Here is a 19967-nt window from a genome sequence, read left to right on the forward strand (position 1 = left end):
GGGGAGGGCGATCCCATGACCGGTATTCTCTCCCTGACGACGTTCACGCCGCTGGTCGGCGTGGCGGCGATCCTGCTGCTCCGTCTCTTCCGTTCGCACGAGGACGAGCAGACCATCCGCGCCGTGAAGTGGATCACCCTGGTGACCACGCTGGCGACCTTCGCGCTGTCGGTGCTGCTGGTGCTGCGGTACGACCCGGCCAATGCGGGCTTCCAGTTCGTGGAAGATCACGCCTGGTTCGCGGGCCTGCACTACCGCATGGGCGTGGACGGGATCTCGATCCTGTTCGTGCTGCTGACCGCGTTCCTGATGCCGATCTGTATCGCGGCCTCGTGGTTCTCGATCGACAAGCGGGTGCCGGCCTACATGGTCGCGTTCCTGGTCCTCGAGACCCTGGTCATCGGCGTGTTCTGCGCGCTGGACCTGGTGCTGTTCTACCTGTTCTTCGAATTCGGCCTGGTGCCGATGTTCCTGATCATCGGCATCTGGGGCGGCAAGAACCGGGTCTACGCGGCCTACAAGTTCTTCCTCTACACCCTGCTCGGCTCGGTGCTGATGCTGGCGGCCATCCTGGTCATGATCAGCGTCGCGGGCACGGCCTCGATCCCCGAGCTCATGAACTACAAGTTCGACCAGAACCTGCAGACGTGGCTGTGGCTGGCCTTCTTCGCCTCGTTCGCGGTGAAGATGCCGATGTGGCCGGTGCACACTTGGCTGCCCGACGCCCACGTCGAGGCGCCGACCGCCGGCTCGGTCATCCTGGCGGGCATCCTGCTGAAGATGGGCGGCTACGGCTTCCTGCGCTTCTCGCTGCCGATGTTCCCGCTGGCTTCGGACCTGTTCACGCCGCTGGTCTTCGCGCTCAGCGTGATCGCCGTCGTCTACACCTCGCTGGTCGCCTTCCGTCAGACCGACATCAAGAAGCTGATCGCCTACTCATCGGTCGCCCACATGGGTTTCGTGACCATGGGCATCTTCGCCGGCAACGCCATCGGCGTGCAGGGCGCGATCTTCCAGATGCTGAGCCACGGGGTGATCTCCGGCGCGCTCTTCCTCTGCGTCGGCGTCGTCTACGACCGCATGCACACCCGCGAGATCGCCTTCTACGGCGGCCTTGTGAACCGCATGCCCTGGTACGCCGCGACCTTCCTGCTGTTCACCATGGGCAACGTCGGCCTGCCGGGCACCTCTGGGTTCATCGGCGAAATCACCACCATGGTCGGGGTCTATGAGATCTCCACCTGGACGGCGGTCGTGGCCGCCACCGGCGTGATCTTCTCGGCCGTCTATGCGCTGACGCTCTACAAGCGCGTCGTGTTCGGCGAGATCACCAACCCGGCCCTGGCCGACATCACCGACCTCGACTGGCGCGAGGTGGCGATCTTCGCGCCGCTGATCGCCATGACCCTGTACCTCGGCGTCTATCCGGCCGCCGTCTTCGATCTGACCCAAGCCTCGGTCGACAATCTCGCCGCGGTTTACCGCGCGGCCATCGGCGGGTGAGGACCTAAAGTCACATGACCTTTTCCCAAGACCTCGCTCTCGCCGCGCCGGAACTGATCCTGGCCATCGGCGCCCTCGGCCTGCTGGTGATCGGCGCGTTCGCGCCGCGCGCCACCACGGCCGTGATGCTCGCCTCGGTCGGCGCGCTGATCGTCGCGGCCTGGGCCGCTGCGGTCGGCCCGATCGGCCGCGGATTCTCCGGCGGTCTGATCGCCGACAACGCCTCGGCCTTCGCCAAGGTGGCGATCTACCTGGCCAGCGCGGTGGCCATCGTGCTCGGCCAGAAGTGGTTCGAGCGGAAGGCGATCCGCAATTTCGAGTTCCCGATCCTGATCCTCCTCGCCGCGCTCGGCATGGGGATGATGGCCTCGGCCGGCGACCTGATCTCGCTCTATATGGGCATCGAGCTGCACTCGCTGGCGCTCTACGTGCTGGCGGCCATGCATCGTGAAGACGCCAAGGCGTCGGAAGCTGGCCTGAAGTACTTCGTGCTCGGCGCGCTGTCGTCGGGTCTGCTGCTCTACGGCGCCTCGCTGATCTACGGCTTCGCCGGCTCGACCAAGTTCGACGAGATCGCACTGGTCGTGGAAGGCGGCGCCAGCACCGGCGTGCTGTTCGGCCTGGTGTTCCTGATCTGCGGCCTGGCGTTCAAGGTCTCGGCCGCACCGTTCCACATGTGGACCCCGGACGTCTACGAAGGCGCCCCGACCCCGGTCGTCGCGTTCTTCGCCGGCGCTCCGAAGCTGGCCGCCATGGTGCTGTTCGCCCGCGTGCTGGCCGAAGGCTTCGCCGGCGCGGTCGATCAATGGCGCCAAGTCCTGGTGGTCATCGCGCTGCTGTCGATCTTCGTCGGTGCGCTGGCTGGTCTGGCGCAGCAGAACCTGAAGCGCCTCTGGGCCTACTCGTCGATCGCCAACGTCGGCTACGCCGTCCTCGGCTTGGCCGCGGGCACGCCCGAGGGCATGCAGGCGATGCTGGTGTTCATGGTCCTCTACATGATCGACGTGACCGGCTTCTTCGCCTGCCTGACCGCGCTGTCGCGCGACGGGCGGCCGATGGAGACGATCTCGGACATGGCGGGACTGTTCAAGGAGCGCCCCGGCATCGCCCTTGCGATGACGGCGTTCTCGCTGTCGGCGCTCGGCCTGCCGCCGTTCTCGGGCTTCTGGGCGAAGTTCTACGTCTTCAAGGCGGCCCTGAGCGTGGGCGAGCCGATGATCGTGATCGCCGCCGTGCTCGGCCTGGTCGGCAGCGTCATCGCGGCGTTCTACTACCTGCGCCTGATCAAGGTGATGTGGTTCGACAACGCGCCGAGCGGCACCGATGAACTTCCGCGCGAGGCTCAGGTGGTGGCGATCAGCGCTGCGCTGTTCACCTTCCCCGTGGTGATGGGCGCGCTGATCTTCATCGATCCGCTCGCCAAGGCTGCGGCGGCTGCGTTCGGGCTCGCCTCCTAGGTGGGCGCCCACCCCCCGATCGAAGCCTATGACGAACTGGACTCCACCAACGCCGAGGCGCGCAGGCGCGCCGAGGCGGGGGCGGGCGGTCCGGTCTGGATCACCGCCTTGCGCCAGACCGCCGGCCATGGTCGGCGGGGGCGGTCGTGGACGACCTCTACCGGCAATCTGGCCGCCACCCTGCTGCTGACCACCGACAAGCCCGCCGCCGAGGCCGCGCAGCTGTCGTTCGTGGCGGCGCTGGCCGCCGCTGACCTGGCCCAGACCTGCCTAGGGCCCGGCGCGGCGCGGCTGAAGTGGCCCAACGACGTGATGATCCACGGCCGCAAGGCGGTCGGGATCCTGGTCGAATCCGGCAGCCGGCCCGATGGGGCGTTGTGGTTGGCGGTCGGCATCGGCATCAATCTGGCGCATGCGCCGACCGACGTGGAGCGGCCGGCGACGGCCTTCGCCGATCATATGGCCAGTCCGCCGCCAGCGCCGGCCGACGCGCTCGAGGTTCTGGCGACCCGTTTCGAACATTGGCGCAAGCTCTGGCAGGCCGAAGGCTTCGCGCCTATCTCGCGCGGCTGGACGGAAGTTGCGCAGGGCCTGGGCGAGACATGCGTAGCGCGGCTGCCCAATCAGACCCACACAGGCATCGCCGAAGGTCTCGACGTGGACGGGGCGCTGCGGCTGCGATTGGACGACGGGGCGGTGCTGCGCATCACCGCCGGGGACGTTTTCTTCGGAGAGGCGTGAAGCGATGCTTCTGGCGATCGAGCAAGGCAACACCAACACCCTGTTTGCGGTCCACGACGGCGAGTCCTGGATTGCTCAGTGGCGCGCGGCCACCGACTCCAGCCGCACGGCCGACGAGTACGCCGTGTGGCTGTCGCAGCTGTTGCACATGGCGGGGCTGCAGTTCGGGGTTCTCGACTCCTGCATCATCTCCAGCGTGGTGCCGCAGTCGATCTTCAACCTGCGCAACCTGGCGCGGCGCTATCTGCACGTCGAACCGCTGGTGATCGGCGAGAACGCCGAGCTCGGCATCCAGGTGCGGATCGACAAGCCGTCGGAAGCGGGCGCCGACCGCCTCGTGAACGCCCTGGGCGCGCACATCGTCTATCCGGGCGACCTGATCGTCATCGACTCGGGCACCGCCACCACCTTCGATGTCATCGCCGCGGACGGCGGTTTCGAGGGGGGTGTCATCGCGCCCGGCATCAACCTATCTATGGAAGCGTTGCACTCGGCGGCGGCGAAGCTGCCGCGGGTCGCGATCCAGAAGCCGCAGCGCGTGGTCGGGACCGATACGGTCGGCGCCATGCAGTCGGGGGTCTTCTGGGGCTATGTCGCCCTGATCGAGGGCCTGATCGCGCGGATCAAGGCTGAACGCGACAAGCCGATGACCGTTATCGCGACGGGCGGCGTCGCCTCGCTGTTCCACGGCGCCACCACGGCCATCGACCATTTCGACCCGGATCTGACGATCCGGGGCCTACTTGAAATTCACCGCCGTAACACGGCGGCAAGGACGTAATGAAAGCAAAAGACCAAGACGAACTCGTCTTCCTGCCGCTCGGCGGCTCGAACGAGATCGGCATGAACTTCAATCTCTACGGCTACGGTCCGGCGCATGCGCGCAAATGGATCGTGGTCGATCTGGGCGTCACCTTCGGCGACCAGACCACGCCCGGCGTGGAGATCATCCTGCCCGACCCGGAATTCATCCGGGAGTACGCCAAGAACATCGTCGGCATCGTCCTGACCCACGCGCACGAGGACCATATCGGCGCCGTGGCCTGGCTGTGGCCGCAGCTGCGCGCGCCGCTGTACGCGACGCCGTTCACCGCCTTCCTCCTGCGCGAGAAGTTGCGCGAGAACGAGGAGTGCGCAGACGCCGAGATCACCGAAGTCCCGCTGAGCGGGACGATCCAGCTCGGACCGTTCGAGGTCGAGCTGATCACCCTGACGCACTCGATCCCCGAGCCGAACGGGCTGGCGATCCGCACGCCGTTGGGCACGGTCCTGCACACGGGCGACTGGAAGATCGATCCGGACCCGGTGCTGGGCTCGGTCACCGACGACGCGGCGATCCAGAAGCTGGGCGACGAGGGCGTCCTGGCGATGGTCTGCGACTCCACCAACGTCTTCGTGGACGGCGAGTCCGGCTCGGAAGCCGACGTGAAGGAGGCTTTGGCCGGCCTGATCGGCGGGCTGTCGGGCAAGGTGGCGGTGGCGTGCTTCGCCTCCAACGTCGCGCGCATGGACAGCGTGATCCGCGCCGCCGAGGCGGCCGGCCGCAGCGTCTGCCTGGTCGGACGCTCGATGCACCGCATGGCGGCCGCCGCCAAGTCCGTCGGCCTGCTGGAGGGCGTCGGGGAGTTCCTGTCCGAGCAACAGGCCGCGGCCACGCCGGAGAACCAGGTGCTGTTCCTGTGCACCGGGAGCCAGGGCGAACCGCGCGCGGCGCTGTCGCGCATCGCCGACGGCTCGCACCCGCATGTGAAGCTGGGGGCGGGCGACGCCTGCGTGTTCTCCTCGCGGGTCATTCCCGGCAACGAGATACCGATCCGCAACCTGCAGAACCGCCTCGCTGACCGCGGGGTGCGGCTCTACACCGAGCGCGACCATCCGGGGATCCACGTCTCCGGCCACCCGTGCCGGGACGAACTGGCGCAGATGTACAGCTGGGCGCGGCCGCAGATCGCGGTCCCGACCCACGGCGAGCGTCGTCACCTGCTCGAACACGCCGCCTTCGCCAAGGACCTGCAGGTCCCGCAGTCGGTGGCGCCGCGCAACGGCGACATGGTGCGCCTCGCGCCCGGCCGGGCCGAGATCATCGACGAAGTGCCGGCGGGCCGGATCTATGTCGACGCCGGCGTGCTGACGCCCGAGAACGGCGACGCCCTGCGCGAGCGTCGTCACGCCGCCTACAACGGCGTGCTGGCCGTTAGCGTGGTGCTGGACGGCCGCGGCAAGGTCGCCGCGGGACCGCAGGTGCGGGCGCTCGGCCTGCCGGCCGACGACGACTATCCGATGGACGAGGTGCTCGAGGACCTGGCCAAGGAAGCCCACCAGGCGTTGGCCCGCCTGCAAGGCGAGCAGCGCGAGATCGACGACGAGATCGAGACCGTGATGTCGCGCGCCGTGAAGAAGGCCAGCCAGCGGATCTGGGGCAAGCGGCCGGTCGTGGAGTCTACGGTCCTGAGGATCTGACTTGGGCGCCGTAGCGTGATCTCGCGCGGCGCCTCGGAGAGGTCTATAGGGCTGTCATGATCGGAAGACTGAACCACGTCGGGGTCGCGACCCCCTCCATCGCCGAGTCCGTGAAGCTCTATCGCGACGTCCTCGGCGCGACCCACATCACCGAGACCAAGGCGATGCCGGAGCAGGGGGTCTATGTCTGCTTCGTCGACCTGCCGAACAGCCAGATCGAGCTGATCGAGCCGCTTGGCGACGATTCGCCGCTCATCGGCTTCCTTGCGAAGAACCCCGCCGGGGGCCAACACCACGTGTGCTTCGAAGTGCCCGACATCATCGCCGCACGCGACGACATGCGGGCCAAGGGGGCGACGGTGCTGGGGACCGGCGAGCCGCGGACCGGCGCGCACGGCACGCCGGTGATCTTCGTCCATCCTAAGAACATGGGCGGGGTGCTGGTCGAACTGATGGAAACCCCTAAGGACGCGCACTGATGACTGTCTTCACCGGCATCGCGATCTATTTCACCATCTGGTGGACCGTGCTGTTTTCGGTCCTGCCGATCGGCGTCACGAGCCATGCCGAGGCCGGGATCGACAAGGGCGACGGCGGTGATCCCGGCGCGCCGGTGGATCCGAAGCTCAAGAAGAAATTCGTCACCACGACGATCGTCGCGACGATCCTGTGGGTCATCCTGTTCCTGATCCTCCACTTCAAGCTGATCACCCTGCCGCCGGTGCCGGATAGCTGGCGCTAGGCGCGAGCGGAGATTGGGCGGCGCCCACGCGTGCTCGCACAAGTTTTAGGCGAACGAGAAATTGCCCGCCCGTCTGCGCGATGGGCGCGGGGGCGGGGACGTAACTTCAGTTACCCCTGGACGCAGACACAGGCAGCCGTCTGGCCGCCCGTGGCGTTTTCCCCGACAACTTGGAGGCCGCCCGGTCACTGGGCGGCCTTCTTTTCGCACCGCTTACATGGCAAAGCTGGCGAACGGGCCGTGACGGCCGCACAGGATCGGGACATCTTCCCCAGCATGGTTCTATCGAGTCCTTCGTCCGCCGGAGCGGTCGCCGCGTGACCACGTCGTCGACCAACGGGACGCTGAACGGGCGCGCGCCGCCGTTCGGCCAATGGGAACGCTCCGTGGCGGCCCGCTATCTGCGCGCCAAGCGCAGCCAGGGCGGGGTGGCGCTGATCTCGATCATCTCGTTCGTCGGCATCATGCTGGCGGTGGCGGTGTTGATCATCGTGATGAGCGTCATGAACGGCTTCCGGGCCGAGTTGCTGTCGCGGATGCTGGGCTTCAGCGGTCACCTCTATGTCACCGGCGGCGTGCTGACCGACCCGGACCGCGAGGCGGTGATCAAGCGCATCGCCGATCTGCCGGGCGTCGTCCAGGTGACGCCGGTCGTCGAGGCCCAGGCCATGGCGCTGGGCGCCGGCCAGATCAGCGGCGCGATCGTGCGCGGCACGACGGCCAAGGATCTGAAGGCGACCAAGATCGTCTCGGACAACATCACCCGCGGGTCGATGGCCGGGTTCGACGAGGGCGAGTTCGGCGGCGACTACATCATGGTCGGGGACAGGCTCGCACAGGCGCTGGGCGTCGGTCCGGGCGACGAACTCAGCCTGATCTCGCCGACCGGCGGGGCGACGGCGTTCGGCGCGACCCCTCTGCGCAAGACCTACACCGTGGCAGGAACCTTCACGGTGGGAATGAGCGAGTACGATCAGGCCTTCATCTACATGCCGCTGGAGCAGGCGCAGCTGTTCTTCGGCCGCGACAACAGCATCGACTATCTCGAGATCAAGCTGCGCGACCCGGACAAGGCGATCGCGCTGAAGGGTGCCGTCGCCAAGGCGGCCGGCGGGGCGGCGCTGGTCACCGACTGGACGGAGAAGAACTCCGCCTACTGGGGCGCGCTGAAGGTCGAACGCAACGTCATGCGCCTGATCCTGATGATGCTGGTCGCGATCGCGGCGATGAACATCATCTCGGGCCTGGTGATGCTGGTGAAGAACAAGGGACGCGACATCGCGATCCTGCGCACCATGGGAGCCGGGCAGGGCTCGATCCTGCGCATCTTCTTCATGTCCGGGGCCGCGGTCGGGGTGCTCGGCACCATCGCCGGCCTGCTGATCGGCTCGCTGTTCTGCATCTTCATCGGCGAGATCCAGCAGTTCGTGGAGTGGGTCACCGGCGCGGAGGTGTTCAATTCGGACATCTACTTCCTGACCCGCATCCCGGCGAAGATCGACTGGCAGGAAGTGTCGGTGATCACGTTCTGGGCCCTGGCCATGTCGTTCCTGGCGACCCTGCCGCCGGCCTGGCGGGCCTCGCGTCTCGATCCGGTGGAAGCGCTTCGCTATGAGTGACCCCGTGCTGTCCATCCGGGGCCTGCGCCGGACCTACAAGAGCGGCGACAAGACCCTGACCGTCTTGAACGGCGCCGACGTCGACGTCCGTCCAGGCGAGATTGTCGGGCTGATCGGCCCGTCGGGTTCCGGCAAGTCCTCGCTGCTGCATGCCGCCGGGCTGCTCGAGCACCCCGACGAAGGGCGCATCGTCATCGAAGGCCGCGACTGTTCGGACCTTAGCGACCGTCAGCGCACGCGCGTGCGGCTGGCGACCATCGGCTTCGTCTACCAGGCGCACCACCTGCTGGCCGAGTTCACCGCGCTCGACAACGTCGCCTTGCCGCAGATGATCGCCGGCCGGTCGCGCAAGGCCGCGCGCGAACGCGCCCGCGACCTGCTGGCGAGCCTCGGCCTCGCCGAACGCGTGGACCATCAGCCGGCGCAGATGTCGGGCGGCGAGCAGCAGCGGGTGGCGATCGCCCGCGCGCTGGCCAATTCGCCCAAGCTCCTGCTGGCCGACGAGCCGACCGGGAATCTGGACCCGAACACGTCGGCCGCGGTGTTCGACAGCCTCTACGCCCTGGCTCGCCAGGAAGGCGTCGCCGCCCTGGTCGCGACCCACAACCTGGAACTGGCCAGGCACATGGACCGGGTGCTGGCCCTAAAGGACGGCCACTTGGAAGAGCAGAAGCTCTAGTCGGCGCCGAACGTCGTCGTCCCGTCCTCGTGGATCGTGCAGCCCGGATTGTGCGCGACCTCCCAGGTGTGGCCGTCCAGGTCGGCGAAGTACCCCGAGTAGCCGCCCCAGAACACTTCTCGCGGAGCCTTGAGCGCCGTGGCGCCGGCGGCGAGCGCCTGGGCGAAGGTGGCGTCAACGTCGGCGCGTGAGCGCTCGTTGATCGCCAGGGTGACGCCGGAGAAACGGCCGTCGACGGGCCTTTGCGCATCCTCTGCGAGGTCCTCGCGGCCGAACAGCGCCAGCCCCAGGCCCGGCAGTTGGTAGAAGCAGACGCCGTCGGCGACCGTGCCCGGACGCCAGTCCAGTCCCTGTTCGAAGAACGCGCGCGATCGGGCGAGGTCGTCCACGCCCAGGGTGATGAGGGACAGTCGCTGTTCCATTCGGGGCTCCTTGCCGGCGTGAGACTAAACCGCTTGACGATGAGAACAAAACGGGAAATAAGAACACATATAGAACATCCACAGTGAGGACGTCGCAGATGGTTCGCTTGGCTCGGGAATCGCTGGCCTTTGTGTCGGTTGCAGGCTTTGTCTGGATGATGTGCGCGGTGGCCCAGTACGCGGCCTGACGTTGGAGGTGCGAGAGTGAGCGACGCGGGTAACGACGGCTTCGTCCACCTGCGGGTTCGCTCCGCCTATTCGCTGCTCGAGGGCGCGATCAAGGCCGACAAGGTCAGCGGGCTGGCCAAGGCGTCGGAGATGCCGGCGGTGGCGCTGACCGACCGGGCCAACCTCTACGGCGCGCTCGAATTCTCCGTCACCAGCAAGGACGCCGGGGTTCAGCCGATCATCGGCTGTGCGCTGCCGGTCACCGGCATCGGCGGCGGCCAGACCGAGCGCTGGGCCAAGATCCCGACCATCGTCCTGCTGGCCCAGAGCGAGGTCGGCTACCTCAATCTCAGCGAACTCTCCTCGCTCTGTTTCCTGGAAGCGGACGGCAGCGAGGACGTCTCGGTCCCCTGGTCGAAGGTGGCCGAACACGCCGAGGGCCTGATCCTGCTGTCGGGCGGCGTCGACGGGCCGGTCGATCCGCTGCTGGCCGCCGGCAAGATCCCCGAAGGCAAGGCCGCGCTGTCCGAGATGGCGCGGGTGTTCGGCGATCGGTTCTATGTCGAGCTCCAGCGGCACGGACTGCCAGCGCAGGCCGCGGCCGAAGGCGAGCTGGTGGCGTTCGCCTACGACAACGACATTCCGTTGGTCGCGACCAACGACGTCTATTTCGCCAAGCAGGCCATGTACGAGGCGCACGAAGCGCTGCTCTGCATCGCCGACGGGGCGTTCATCATGCAGGACGAGCGCCGGCGGGTGACGCCCGAGCACTGGTTCAAGTCGTCCGCCGACATGCGGGCGCTGTTCGCCGACCTGCCGGAAGCCTGCGACAACACCCTCGATATCGCCCGCCGCTGCGCCTTCATGGTCAAGAAGCGCGACCCGATCCTGCCGCGGTTCGATACCGGCGCGGGGCGCTCAGAGGCCGACGAACTGGCGCACCAGGCGCGCGAGGGGCTGAAGGCGCGGATCGCCAGCGGTCAGGCGTCGGCCCTGCCTGTCGAGGATTACGAGGCGCGGCTGGAGCGGGAGATCGGGGTCATCAGCAAGATGGGCTTCCCCGGCTACTTCCTGATCGTGTCGGACTTCATCAAGTGGGCCAAGGACCACGACATTCCGGTCGGGCCGGGACGGGGGTCTGGCGCCGGCTCGCTGGTCGCCTATGCGCTGACCATCACCGATCTTGATCCGCTGCGTTACGGCCTGCTGTTCGAGCGCTTCCTGAATCCGGAGCGGGTGTCGATGCCCGACTTCGATATCGACTTCTGCCAGGAGCGCCGGGAAGAGGTCATCAGCTACGTGCAGAAGCACTATGGCCGTGACCGGGTGGCGCAGATCATCACGTTCGGCACCCTGCAGGCGCGGGCCGTACTGCGCGACGTGGGCCGGGTGCTGCAGCTGCCGTTGGGGCTTGTCGACCGCTTGGCCAAGATGGTGCCGGCGAACCCCGCGAACCCGGTGACGCTGGCCAAGGCGATCGAAATCGAGCCGCGGCTGCGCCAGGCCAAGGACGAAGACGAGGCGGTCAAGCAGCTGCTGGAGACGGCGCTGCAGCTCGAGGGCCTGTACCGCAACGCCTCGACCCACGCCGCGGGCGTCGTGATCAGCGATCGGCCTCTGACCCAGCTGACCCCGCTCTATCGCGATCCGCGTTCCGAGCTGCCCGCCACCCAGTTCAACATGAAGTGGGTCGAGAGCGCCGGCCTGGTGAAGTTCGACTTCCTGGGTCTGAAGACGCTGACGGTGATCGACCGGGCGCTGAAGTTCCTGCGCAAGCGCGGCCAGGAGATCGACTTTGCGACGCTCGGGGTCGACGACGCCCCGGCCTACGAGGTGATGTCGAACGGGGGCACCGTCGGGGTGTTCCAGCTGGAAGGGCAGGGGATGCGCGACACCCTGCGCCAGCTGCGCCCCGGCTCGCTGGAAGACGTCACCGCTGTCGTGTCGCTGTACCGGCCGGGCCCGATGGACAACATCCCGGCCTTCATCGACTGCAAGTTCGGGCGCAAGCCCATCGACTACATGCACCCGAGCCTGGAGCCGGTGCTGAAGGAGACCTACGGCATCATCGTCTACCAGGAACAGGTGATGCAGATCGCCCAGATCCTGGCCGGCTATTCGCTCGGCGAAGCCGACCTTCTGCGCCGGGCGATGGGCAAGAAGAAGAAGGAGGAGATGGACCTGCAGCGGGCCAGGTTCGTCTCCGGCGCCGAGGCTAAGGGCGTGCCGGCCGAGCAGGCGGGCTCGATCTTCGACCTGGTCGACAAGTTCGCGGGCTACGGCTTCAACAAGAGCCACGCGGCGGCCTACGCCTATGTGTCGTACCAAACGGCCTGGTTGAAGGCGAATACGCCGGTTGAGTTCTTCGCGGCCTCGATGAGCCTCGATATCTCCAACACCGACAAGCTGGCGGTCTTCTACCAGGACGCCAAGCGTTTCGGGGTCAAGGTGCGCAGCCCGGACGTCAACCTCTCGTCCGCCGACTTCGAGGTCGAGAACGGCGAGGTGCTCTATGCGCTGGGCGGCATCCGCAATGTCGGCCAGCAGGCGATGGAGCACGTGGTGGCGGTCCGCAAGGCGGGCGGCCCGTTCAAGGACATCTTTGACTTCGCTTCGCGTGTCGATCCCAAGCAGGTCAACAAGCGCACCTTTGAGACGCTGGCCCGGGCTGGAGCGTTCGACTCGATCCACCCTGATCGGGCCCAGTTGCTGGCGGCCGCCGAGCTTCTGACCGGCCTTGGGCAAAGCGTGTCGTCCCAGGAGAGCTCCGAGCAGGGCGCCCTGTTCTCGGACGGGACCAACCACCTTGTCGATCAGGTGCGCAAGAAGTTGCCCAAGGCCGAGCCGTGGACGCCGGTCCAGCGCCTGGACGAGGAGCTGGCCGCGGTCGGCTTCTATCTGTCGGGCCACCCCCTCGACGACATGGTCACGGCGCTGCGCCGGAGGCGCACCGACCTGCTGGCCGATGTGATCCCCAAGGCCGAGGCGGGCGCCGAAGCGTTCCGGATGGCGGGCGTCGTGCGCCGCAAGCAGGAGCGCGCCTCGCAGTCGAGCGGCGAGAAATTTGCGTTTGTGACGCTGTCGGATCCGACCGGCGAGTACGAGGTGTTGTTCCCGCCGGAGTCGCTGCGCAAGTGCCGCGACCTGCTGGAGCCGGGCAAGGCGGTCGCCCTCAAGGTCAGGGCCAAGGCGCGGGACGGCGAGGTGCGCTTCTTTGGCGACGACGCCGAGCCGGTCGACAAGGCCGTGGAAAATGCGGTGGCCGGCCTGCGGGTCCACGTCGCCCCGCGCAGCGCTGAGATCGACGCGCTGAAGAAGCGACTGGAGCACGTCGCCAATCCGCGTGGCGGCGAGATCATCCTGGTCGCCAACATCGAGCGCGGCCGGGAGATCGAGCTGAAGCTGCCGGGGCGGTTCAGCCTGGACGTCTCAGTGCGCGGCGCGCTGAAGACCGCGCCGGGCGTGGTCTTCGTCGAAGATATCTAGGGCAGCTCGATGTAGCCGGGCGGCTTCGCTGGCTTGAGGGCGCGGTCGGAGTAGGGCGAGACGCCGGGCTTGTAGGGCTTGAAGTTCGGCGGCTGATTCATCTCCAGCGGCTTGGGGGGCTGGGGCGCGGCCGGAAACGCCGGCGGCGCCGAACTGGGCCGGTTGCTGCGCTGCGCTGGCGCCGGAGCGCCATAGGTCGGCGGCGTATAGGGGCGGACGGAGGGCGCGGGGCCCCACGGGCCCGGTTGCGGCTTCAGTGTGCCGCTCGGCCCGCCAAACGTCCCCTGAGCCAAAACGCCGAGACTGACGCCGAGCGCTACGATAGGTGTCATGGGCCCCTCCTGCCCTTGGAGGATGCGATGGGGCGAGCGCGTGCGCAAGCACCGGGCGGGCTCGCCGCGCGCAGAGGCTTGCAATTTCCGCGTTCAGCCCCTATTTGGCGCGTCATTCCACACGCAGGTGTTTGGCGATGTGCGGGGAGACATCCCGCCATACCCATTCCGGTCCTCCATCTGGAGGGTTTGCCTGCGGCGGTTAACCGGAAAAAGGACGAAAAAGCGATGGCGCTTCCTGAATTCTCCATGCGTCAGCTCCTGGAAGCTGGCGCCCACTTCGGCCACCAGACCCACCGCTGGAACCCGAAGATGGACCGCTACATCTTCGGCTCGCGGTCGAACATCCACATCATCGACCTCTCGCAGTCGATCCCGCTGCTGCACCAAGCCCTGGTGAAGGTTCGTGAAGTCGCCGCCGGCGGCGGTCGCGTGCTGTTCGTCGGCACCAAGCGTCAGGCCTCGGAGCCGATCGCGACGGCGGCCAAGCGCAGCGCCCAGTATTATGTGAACCACCGTTGGCTGGGCGGCACGCTCACCAACTGGCGCACCGTCTCGGGTTCGATCCAACGTCTGCGCGAGCTGGAAGGCATGCTCGACGGCCAAGGCCAAGGCCAGGGCGGACGCGGCAAGAAAGAGCTGCTGCAGATGACCCGCGAGCGCGACAAGCTCGAGCTCAGCCTGGGCGGCATCAAGGAGATGGGCGGCATTCCCGACCTGATGTTCGTGATCGACACCAACAAGGAGTCGATCGCCATCCAGGAAGCCCGCAAGCTGAACATCCCGGTCATCGCGATCCTGGACACCAACTGCGATCCGGACGGCATCACCTATCCGATCCCGGGCAACGACGACGCCGCCCGCGCGATCCAGCTGTACTGCGACCTGATGGCCGACGCCGTCCTCGACGGCCTGGCCGCCGGCCAATCGGCCGCTGGCGTGGACCTGGGCGCTTCGGTTGCGCCGGTCGAGCCGACCCTGGCCCGAGAGCTGACGCCGGAGCCCGAAGCGGCCCCGGTCGCCGAGGCGCAAGCCGCTGAGGCTCCCGTCGCCGAGGCTCCGGCCGCGGACCAGGAACAAGCCGGCTAAGACGCCTTTCCGGCGTCTTACTCAGCTTGACGAAAAACGATCATGGCCGGGCCCTATCAGGGTCCGGTCAAACCCATTCTGACTGATAAGGAGCTGACCATGGCGGAAATCACCGCTGCGCTGGTCAAGGACCTGCGCGAAAAATCCGGCGCCGGCATGATGGACTGCAAGAAGGCCTTGCAGGAAAACAACGGCGACATGGAAGCGGCCGTCGATTGGCTGCGCACCAAGGGCCTCTCGAAGGCCGCGAAGAAGTCGGACCGCGCTGCGGCTGAAGGCCTGGTGGCCGGCAAGCTGAGCGCCGACGGCAAGACCGGCGTGCTGGTCGAGCTGAACGCCGAGACCGACTTCGTGTCGAAGAACGAGCTGTTCCAGAACGCCGCCCGCGATTTCGCGGACGTCGGCCTGGAGATCGAAGGCGTGGACGCCATCACTGCGGCCAAGACGGCCAAGGGCGAAGTCGTCAGCGACGTGATCACCAACCTGATCGCGACGATCGGCGAGAACATGCGTCTGCGTCGTTCGGCCCGCCTGTCGGTCGGCCAAGGCGCCGTGGCCCTCTACCTGCACAATGCGCAGGGTGAAGGCGTGGGCCGTCTGGGCGTGCTCGTGGCTCTGGAAGGCGCTGGCGATCAAGCCGTGCTGAAGGAAGTCGGCCGCAAGATCGCTCTGCACGTCGCCGGCACCCCGACCCCGCCGCTGGCCCTGAACGAGGGCGACCTCGATCCGGCCGCCGTCGAGAAGGAAAAGAAGTTCCTGACCGACCAGGCTCTGGAATCGGGCAAGCCGCTGGCCGTCGTCGAGAAGATGATCGAAGGCCGGATCCGCAAGTGGCAGGAAGAAGTGGTGCTGCTGAAGCAACCCTTCGTCATGAACCCGGATCAGACCATCGAGCAGCTGATCGCCGAAACCGCCAAGGAAACCGGCTCGCCGGTCGCCGTGAAGGGCTTCGTGCGCTTCGCCCTGGGCGAAGGCGTGGAAAAAAAGCAGGACGACTTCGCCGCCGAAGTGGCGTCGATGACCGGCCAGGGCTGATTTCAGCCTGAACTGACGGCCCAAGGGCGCCGTGCGTTCGACGCGCACGGCGCCCTTGGTTTATGTAGTACCCAGCCAGATTCTCGACGGAAGCCGCAATGTCCGAAACCAAGCCCCGCTACAAGAAGATCCTCTTGAAGATGTCGGGCGAGGTCCTGATGGGCGACTCGCTCTTCGGTATCGACACCAAGACGATCGAGGCGGTGGCCGAGGACATCAAGGAAGTGGTCGATCATGGGATCGAGCTCTGCCTGGTGATCGGCGGCGGCAACATCTTCCGCGGCGTCTCGCTGGCCGGGAAGGGCATGGACCGGGCCAACGCCGACTACATGGGCATGCTGGCCACGGTGATGAACGCGCTCGCCCTGCAAGGCGCGCTTGAAAAGATCGGCGTCTATACCCGCGTGCAGTCGGCGATCCCGATGGAAGCGGTCTGCGAACCCTACATCCGCCGCCGCGCGCTGCGGCACCTGGAAAAGGGCCGGGTGGTGATCTTCGCCGCCGGCCTGGGCGCGCCGTTCTTCACCACCGACACCCCCGCGGCGCTGCGCACGGCCGAGATGGGCTGCGACGCGCTGTTCAAGGGCACCAGCGTCGACGGCGTCTACACCGCCGACCCCAAGAAGGATCCGAGCGCGCAGCGCTACGAGACGCTGAGCTACCAGGAAGTCCTGGCCAAGGACCTGCGGGTCATGGACGCTTCGGCGATCGCCCTGATGCGTGACAATCAAATCCCGATCGTGGTGTTCTCCATCCGCGAACGGGGCAACTTCTTCAAAGTGCTGAAGGGGCAGGGCGTCTTTACGACGATCGCCTGACCATTCGCCGAATTAGACCAATATCTTAGGAGAAGATCCTATGGCTGCGGAAAAGCCGGTTCTCAGCAAGTATCGCGATCGCATGGACAAGGCGATCTCGACTTTGAAGGACGAATTCTCGAGCCTGCGGACCGGGCGGGCGTCCGCCAGCCTGCTGGACCAGGTGATGGTCGACGCCTACGGCTCCACGGTTCCGCTGAACACGGTCGGCTCGGTCAGCGTGCCTGAGCCGCGCTCGATCAGCGTCAACATCTGGGACCGCGGGCTGGTGGTCTCGGTGGAGAAGGCGATCCGCAACGCCGGCCTGGGCCTGAACCCGGTCGTCGACGGCCAGAGCCTGCGCGTGCCGATTCCGCCGCTGACCGAGGAGCGCCGCAAGGATCTGGCGAAGATCGCCGGCAAGTACGCCGAGCAGCAGAAAATCGCCATCCGCAACGTCCGCCGCGAGGCCAACGACGACCTCAAGAAGGCCGAGAAGGACAGCTCCATCACGCAGGACGAGCAGCGGCGGATGGAGACCGAGGTTCAGAAGTTTACGGACGAAGCGATCAAGCGCGTCGACGAAGCCTTGAAAACCAAAGAACAAGAGATCATGCAGGTCTAATCGTCCCACCAGGAGCGAGGACGAACGGGAACCCATGGCTACGATCGATCAACAGCAGCCCGCGCCGCATGCGCCCCTGCACGTGGCGATCGTCATGGACGGCAACGGCCGTTGGGCGAAGCGCCGCGGCCTGCCGCGCCAGGTCGGGCATCCGAAGGGCGTGGACGCGATCCGGCGGGTCGTCGAGGCGGCGCCCGCCCAGGGCGTGCGCTGGCTGACGCTGTATGCGTTCTCGACCGAGAACTGGCGGCGTCCCGCCGGCGAGGTGGCCGAGGTGATGCGGCTGCTGAAGCTCTATGTGAACTCCGACCTCGACAAGCTGACGCGCGAGGGCGTGAAGGTGCGGATCCTCGGACGGCGCGCGGGCCTGCCGCCTGACGTCGCCGAGATCGTCGAGCGGGCCGAACGCCAGACCGCCCACAACGACAAGTTCTTCCTGCAGGTCGCGTTCAACTACGGCGGCCGGGCCGATATCGCCGACGCGGCCCGGGCGCTGGCCGCCGAGGTCGCCGCTGGACGCCTGCGTCCCGAGGACATCACCGAGGACCTGCTGCAGAACAAGCTGTCGACGGCCGGGATCCCCGATCCGGACCTGGTGATCCGCACCAGCGGCGAACAGCGGCTCTCGAATTTCCTGCTGTGGGAGACAGCGTACTCGGAGTTCGTCTTCCAGGACGTGCTCTGGCCCGACTACGGCGCCGACTATCTGCGGGCCGCGATCGAAGAATTCCAAAAGCGCGAGCGGCGCTACGGCGGCGCCGTGGCCGATGATGTCCTTGCCGCAGGCTAGGCGTTTCGACTGGGCCAATCTGGGCGTACGGGTCGCCTCGGCCACCGTTCTGGTGCCCGCGGTGCTGGGCGCCGTGTGGTTCTCCGACATGCCAGGGCTGCGCTGGCTGTTCCTAGTGCTCGTGGCGGTCGCCGTCGCGTTGCTGGCCATCGAATGGGGGGCGATGACCGCCCCGACGGCGCCGATCCGCGTCTCCACCGCGCTCACTGTGGCGATCCTGGCTGCGGCGTTCCTGGCCCATCAGAAACATATGCCGCTCGCCTGGGCTGCGGCCGCCCTGGGCGCCGTCGCGGCGGCGCTGGTGGCGCGGGGGGTGTCGGAGCGGCCCACCAACGCCGCGTTCGGGGTGATCTACCTGGCCATCCCAGTCGTCTGCCTCGTATGGCTGCGCGGCATGCCCGAGGGTCGGCAGTGGACGATCCTGCTGTTCGCGGTGGCCTGGGCCGCCGACATCGCCGCCTTCGCGGTCGGCAGCGCCCTGAAGGGCCCCAAGCTGTGGCCGAAATTCTCGCCGAACAAGACCTGGTCCGGCTTCGTCGGCGGCCTGGTCGCGGCGGCGGGCGCGGGCGCGGCGATGGCCGCGTTCAGCGCCATCGTGCTGAGCGTGCCGGCCGGCGCGCTGATCGGTCTGCTCGGCGGGCTGGCCACCATGGCCGGCGACCTCTGGGAATCGATGCTCAAGCGGCGCTTCGGCGTGAAGGATTCCGGGGACCTCATCCCGGGTCACGGCGGTTTGTTGGATAGAGTGGACGGCCTGATGTTCGCCGTGGTCGTGCTGGCGGCCGCCCGACTGGTCAACTATTGGGGATGGGCGCATTGACTTTGCCTCGCCGCGTCAGCGTTCTGGGTTCAACAGGCTCGGTCGGCGTTTCGACTCTCGACCTCCTGGAGAAGGCCGGCGTCGAGGTCGAGGTGACCGCCCTGACCGCCGGGCGCAACGCCGAACGGCTGGCCGAACAGGCGCTGCGCTGGCGCCCGACCTTGGCGGTCATCGAGGACGAGACCAAGCTGCCTGAGCTGCGTCAGCGGCTCGAAGGCTCAGGCGTCAAGACCGCCGCCGGCAGCAACGCCGTGGTCGAGGCCGCCGCCGCCGACGCCCAGTGGGTGATGTCTTCGATCGTCGGATTCGCGGGTCTCGCGCCGACCCTGGCCGCCGCCCGCGCCGGAGCGGTCATCGGTCTCGCCAACAAGGAAAGCCTGGTCTGCGCCGGGCCGTCGCTGCTGCGGGCCGCCAAACTGGCGGGCGGGGCGGTGATCCCCGTGGATTCCGAACACTCGGCGATCTTCCAAGTCCTCGACCCGATGAACGCCCAGCGGGTCGATCGCCTGATCCTGACGTCGTCGGGCGGACCGTTCCGCACCTGGACGGCCGAGCAGATGGCGCATGCGACGCCCGAACAGGCCGTCGCCCATCCGAACTTCAGCATGGGTGCGAAGATCTCCGTCGATTCCGCGACGATGATGAACAAGGGCCTCGAGATCATCGAGGCCGCCTACCTGTTCGGCATGACCGACGAGCACGTGGACGTGCTGATCCACCATCAGCAGATCATCCACTCGCTGGTGGAATACAGCGACGGATCGACGCTGGCCCAGCTGGGCGCGCCCGACATGCGCACCCCGATCGCCTGCGCCTTCGCCTGGCCGGACCGCCTGCCGTGGCCGGCGCCGCGGCTGGATCTCGCCGCCATCGGCCAATTGACCTTCGAAGAACCGGACCTGCGCCGTTTTCCCGCCTTGAAGATCGCCAAAGAAGCTCTGGCGGCCGGTGGGGCCGCGCCCGCGGTGATGAACGCCGCCAACGAGGTCGCCGTGGCCGCCTTCCTTGACCGCAAGATTGGCTTTCTCGATATTGCCGCGACGGTGTCTGAGACCCTCGAGCGCGTCGAAGCTCAGGGCCTTGTCGCGGGGGCGGCGGACGGCGACACGCTCGAAAGGGCTCGGCAGACGGATACGCAGGCGCGTCGCGTCGCCGGCGAGGTCGTCGGCGGCCTAGGGCGCTAGCCGCGCGGAGGAGTAACA

At 67.2% G+C, this 19967-nt stretch carries 20 protein-coding genes; 18 read left to right on the plus strand and 2 right to left on the minus strand.

Annotated elements, in window-relative coordinates; translation table 11 throughout:
* Window positions 1-15 precede the first annotated feature (15 nt).
* From ACSQ2H_RS09990 to ACSQ2H_RS10030, 9 genes are all read left to right on the plus strand, one after another.
* Complete coding sequence (locus ACSQ2H_RS09990) at window positions 16-1503, plus strand: NADH-quinone oxidoreductase subunit M (protein ID WP_436061252.1); 1488 nt, start codon at window positions 16-18, stop codon at window positions 1501-1503.
* A 14-nt stretch (window positions 1504-1517) separates the two neighbouring features.
* A complete protein-coding gene (gene nuoN / locus ACSQ2H_RS09995) occupies window positions 1518-2960 on the plus strand; it encodes an NADH-quinone oxidoreductase subunit NuoN (RefSeq protein ID WP_436061253.1) in 1443 nt (480 codons plus the stop codon).
* A complete protein-coding gene (locus tag ACSQ2H_RS10000) occupies window positions 2961-3701 on the plus strand; it encodes a biotin--[acetyl-CoA-carboxylase] ligase (protein ID WP_436061254.1) in 741 nt (246 codons plus the stop codon).
* Window positions 3702-3705: 4 nt separating this feature from the next.
* Complete coding sequence (locus tag ACSQ2H_RS10005; RefSeq protein WP_183770106.1) at window positions 3706-4482, plus strand: type III pantothenate kinase; 777 nt, start codon at window positions 3706-3708, stop codon at window positions 4480-4482.
* Complete coding sequence (locus ACSQ2H_RS10010) at window positions 4482-6161, plus strand: ribonuclease J (protein WP_436061255.1); 1680 nt, start codon at window positions 4482-4484, stop codon at window positions 6159-6161. The genes ACSQ2H_RS10005 and ACSQ2H_RS10010 overlap by 1 nt, the downstream gene beginning before the upstream one ends.
* A 56-nt stretch (window positions 6162-6217) precedes the next feature.
* Window positions 6218-6640, plus strand: coding sequence for a methylmalonyl-CoA epimerase (gene mce / locus ACSQ2H_RS10015; protein ID WP_436061256.1), 423 nt, complete (start codon window positions 6218-6220; stop codon window positions 6638-6640).
* Window positions 6640-6903 carry a DUF1467 family protein gene (locus ACSQ2H_RS10020; RefSeq protein ID WP_436061257.1) on the plus strand — a complete coding sequence of 88 codons (264 nt, stop codon included), beginning with the start codon at window positions 6640-6642 and terminating at the stop codon, window positions 6901-6903. The genes mce and ACSQ2H_RS10020 overlap by 1 nt, the downstream gene beginning before the upstream one ends.
* 317 nt (window positions 6904-7220) lie before the next feature.
* Window positions 7221-8522: a lipoprotein-releasing ABC transporter permease subunit gene (locus ACSQ2H_RS10025; protein WP_436061258.1), complete on the plus strand. Its 1302-nt coding sequence runs from the start codon at window positions 7221-7223 to the stop codon at window positions 8520-8522.
* On the plus strand, window positions 8515-9201 hold the full coding sequence (locus ACSQ2H_RS10030) for an ABC transporter ATP-binding protein (protein ID WP_436061259.1): 687 nt from the start codon (window positions 8515-8517) through the stop codon (window positions 9199-9201). The genes ACSQ2H_RS10025 and ACSQ2H_RS10030 overlap by 8 nt, the downstream gene beginning before the upstream one ends.
* Here ACSQ2H_RS10030 and ACSQ2H_RS10035 read toward each other — a convergent pair.
* Window positions 9198-9623 carry a VOC family protein gene (locus ACSQ2H_RS10035; protein ID WP_436061260.1) on the minus strand — a complete coding sequence of 142 codons (426 nt, stop codon included), beginning with the start codon at window positions 9621-9623 and terminating at the stop codon, window positions 9198-9200. The genes ACSQ2H_RS10030 and ACSQ2H_RS10035 overlap by 4 nt on opposite strands.
* A 98-nt stretch (window positions 9624-9721) precedes the next feature.
* Between ACSQ2H_RS10035 and sidA the strand changes: the two genes are divergently transcribed.
* On the plus strand, window positions 9722-9811 hold the full coding sequence (sidA, locus tag ACSQ2H_RS10040) for a cell division inhibitor SidA (RefSeq protein ID WP_183770094.1): 90 nt from the start codon (window positions 9722-9724) through the stop codon (window positions 9809-9811).
* Window positions 9812-9827: 16 nt separating this feature from the next.
* Window positions 9828-13277 carry a DNA polymerase III subunit alpha gene (dnaE, locus tag ACSQ2H_RS10045; protein WP_436061261.1) on the plus strand — a complete coding sequence of 1150 codons (3450 nt, stop codon included), beginning with the start codon at window positions 9828-9830 and terminating at the stop codon, window positions 13275-13277.
* Here the strand turns inward: dnaE and ACSQ2H_RS10050 are convergent.
* Window positions 13274-13609, minus strand: a complete 336-nt coding sequence (locus ACSQ2H_RS10050; RefSeq protein ID WP_436061262.1) for a hypothetical protein — start codon at window positions 13607-13609, stop codon at window positions 13274-13276. The genes dnaE and ACSQ2H_RS10050 overlap by 4 nt on opposite strands.
* Before the next feature lie 228 nt (window positions 13610-13837).
* Between ACSQ2H_RS10050 and rpsB the strand changes: the two genes are divergently transcribed.
* The 7 genes from rpsB to ACSQ2H_RS10085 all read left to right on the plus strand — a co-directional run bounded on the left by rpsB (window position 13838) and on the right by ACSQ2H_RS10085 (window position 19949).
* On the plus strand, window positions 13838-14698 hold the full coding sequence (gene rpsB / locus ACSQ2H_RS10055; protein WP_436061263.1) for a 30S ribosomal protein S2: 861 nt from the start codon (window positions 13838-13840) through the stop codon (window positions 14696-14698).
* Window positions 14699-14797: 99 nt separating this feature from the next.
* On the plus strand, window positions 14798-15733 hold the full coding sequence (gene tsf, locus ACSQ2H_RS10060; RefSeq protein ID WP_436061264.1) for a translation elongation factor Ts: 936 nt from the start codon (window positions 14798-14800) through the stop codon (window positions 15731-15733).
* Between the two features lie 98 nt (window positions 15734-15831).
* Window positions 15832-16551, plus strand: coding sequence for a UMP kinase (pyrH, locus tag ACSQ2H_RS10065; protein WP_293402685.1), 720 nt, complete (start codon window positions 15832-15834; stop codon window positions 16549-16551).
* 40 nt (window positions 16552-16591) lie between these two features.
* Window positions 16592-17155, plus strand: coding sequence for a ribosome recycling factor (gene frr, locus ACSQ2H_RS10070; protein ID WP_436061265.1), 564 nt, complete (start codon window positions 16592-16594; stop codon window positions 17153-17155).
* Window positions 17156-17189: 34 nt separating this feature from the next.
* On the plus strand, window positions 17190-17945 hold the full coding sequence (locus tag ACSQ2H_RS10075) for an isoprenyl transferase (protein ID WP_436061266.1): 756 nt from the start codon (window positions 17190-17192) through the stop codon (window positions 17943-17945).
* Window positions 17923-18765, plus strand: coding sequence for a phosphatidate cytidylyltransferase (locus ACSQ2H_RS10080; protein WP_436061267.1), 843 nt, complete (start codon window positions 17923-17925; stop codon window positions 18763-18765). Before ACSQ2H_RS10075 ends, ACSQ2H_RS10080 begins: the two co-directional genes overlap by 23 nt.
* Window positions 18753-19949 (plus strand): 1-deoxy-D-xylulose-5-phosphate reductoisomerase, encoded by a 1197-nt coding sequence (locus tag ACSQ2H_RS10085; RefSeq protein WP_436061268.1) that lies wholly within the window; start codon window positions 18753-18755, stop codon window positions 19947-19949. The genes ACSQ2H_RS10080 and ACSQ2H_RS10085 overlap by 13 nt, the downstream gene beginning before the upstream one ends.
* Window positions 19950-19967: the final 18 nt, after the last annotated feature.

It is taken from the genome of Phenylobacterium sp. LjRoot97, assembly GCF_964254345.1.
In the GTDB taxonomy this organism is placed as follows: Bacteria; Pseudomonadota; Alphaproteobacteria; order Caulobacterales; family Caulobacteraceae; genus Phenylobacterium.

Bases quoted from the DNA above. Each gene is read 5' to 3' on its own strand.
- ACSQ2H_RS09990 (WP_436061252.1), top strand. From the start codon at position 16: ATGACCGGTATTCTCTCCCTGACGACGTTCACGCCGCTGGTCGGCGTG.
- nuoN (WP_436061253.1), top strand. From the start codon at position 1,518: ATGACCTTTTCCCAAGACCTCGCTCTCGCCGCGCCGGAACTGATCCTG.
- ACSQ2H_RS10005 (WP_183770106.1), top strand. From the start codon at position 3,706: ATGCTTCTGGCGATCGAGCAAGGCAACACCAACACCCTGTTTGCGGTC.
- ACSQ2H_RS10010 (WP_436061255.1), top strand. From the start codon at position 4,482: ATGAAAGCAAAAGACCAAGACGAACTCGTCTTCCTGCCGCTCGGCGGC.
- mce (WP_436061256.1), top strand. From the start codon at position 6,218: ATGATCGGAAGACTGAACCACGTCGGGGTCGCGACCCCCTCCATCGCC.
- ACSQ2H_RS10020 (WP_436061257.1), top strand. From the start codon at position 6,640: ATGACTGTCTTCACCGGCATCGCGATCTATTTCACCATCTGGTGGACC.
- ACSQ2H_RS10030 (WP_436061259.1), top strand. From the start codon at position 8,515: ATGAGTGACCCCGTGCTGTCCATCCGGGGCCTGCGCCGGACCTACAAG.
- ACSQ2H_RS10035 (WP_436061260.1), bottom strand. From the start codon at position 9,623: ATGGAACAGCGACTGTCCCTCATCACCCTGGGCGTGGACGACCTCGCC.
- sidA (WP_183770094.1), top strand. From the start codon at position 9,722: ATGGTTCGCTTGGCTCGGGAATCGCTGGCCTTTGTGTCGGTTGCAGGC.
- ACSQ2H_RS10050 (WP_436061262.1), bottom strand. From the start codon at position 13,609: ATGACACCTATCGTAGCGCTCGGCGTCAGTCTCGGCGTTTTGGCTCAG.
- rpsB (WP_436061263.1), top strand. From the start codon at position 13,838: ATGGCGCTTCCTGAATTCTCCATGCGTCAGCTCCTGGAAGCTGGCGCC.
- tsf (WP_436061264.1), top strand. From the start codon at position 14,798: ATGGCGGAAATCACCGCTGCGCTGGTCAAGGACCTGCGCGAAAAATCC.
- pyrH (WP_293402685.1), top strand. From the start codon at position 15,832: ATGTCCGAAACCAAGCCCCGCTACAAGAAGATCCTCTTGAAGATGTCG.
- frr (WP_436061265.1), top strand. From the start codon at position 16,592: ATGGCTGCGGAAAAGCCGGTTCTCAGCAAGTATCGCGATCGCATGGAC.
- ACSQ2H_RS10075 (WP_436061266.1), top strand. From the start codon at position 17,190: ATGGCTACGATCGATCAACAGCAGCCCGCGCCGCATGCGCCCCTGCAC.
- ACSQ2H_RS10080 (WP_436061267.1), top strand. From the start codon at position 17,923: ATGATGTCCTTGCCGCAGGCTAGGCGTTTCGACTGGGCCAATCTGGGC.
- ACSQ2H_RS10085 (WP_436061268.1), top strand. From the start codon at position 18,753: ATGGGCGCATTGACTTTGCCTCGCCGCGTCAGCGTTCTGGGTTCAACA.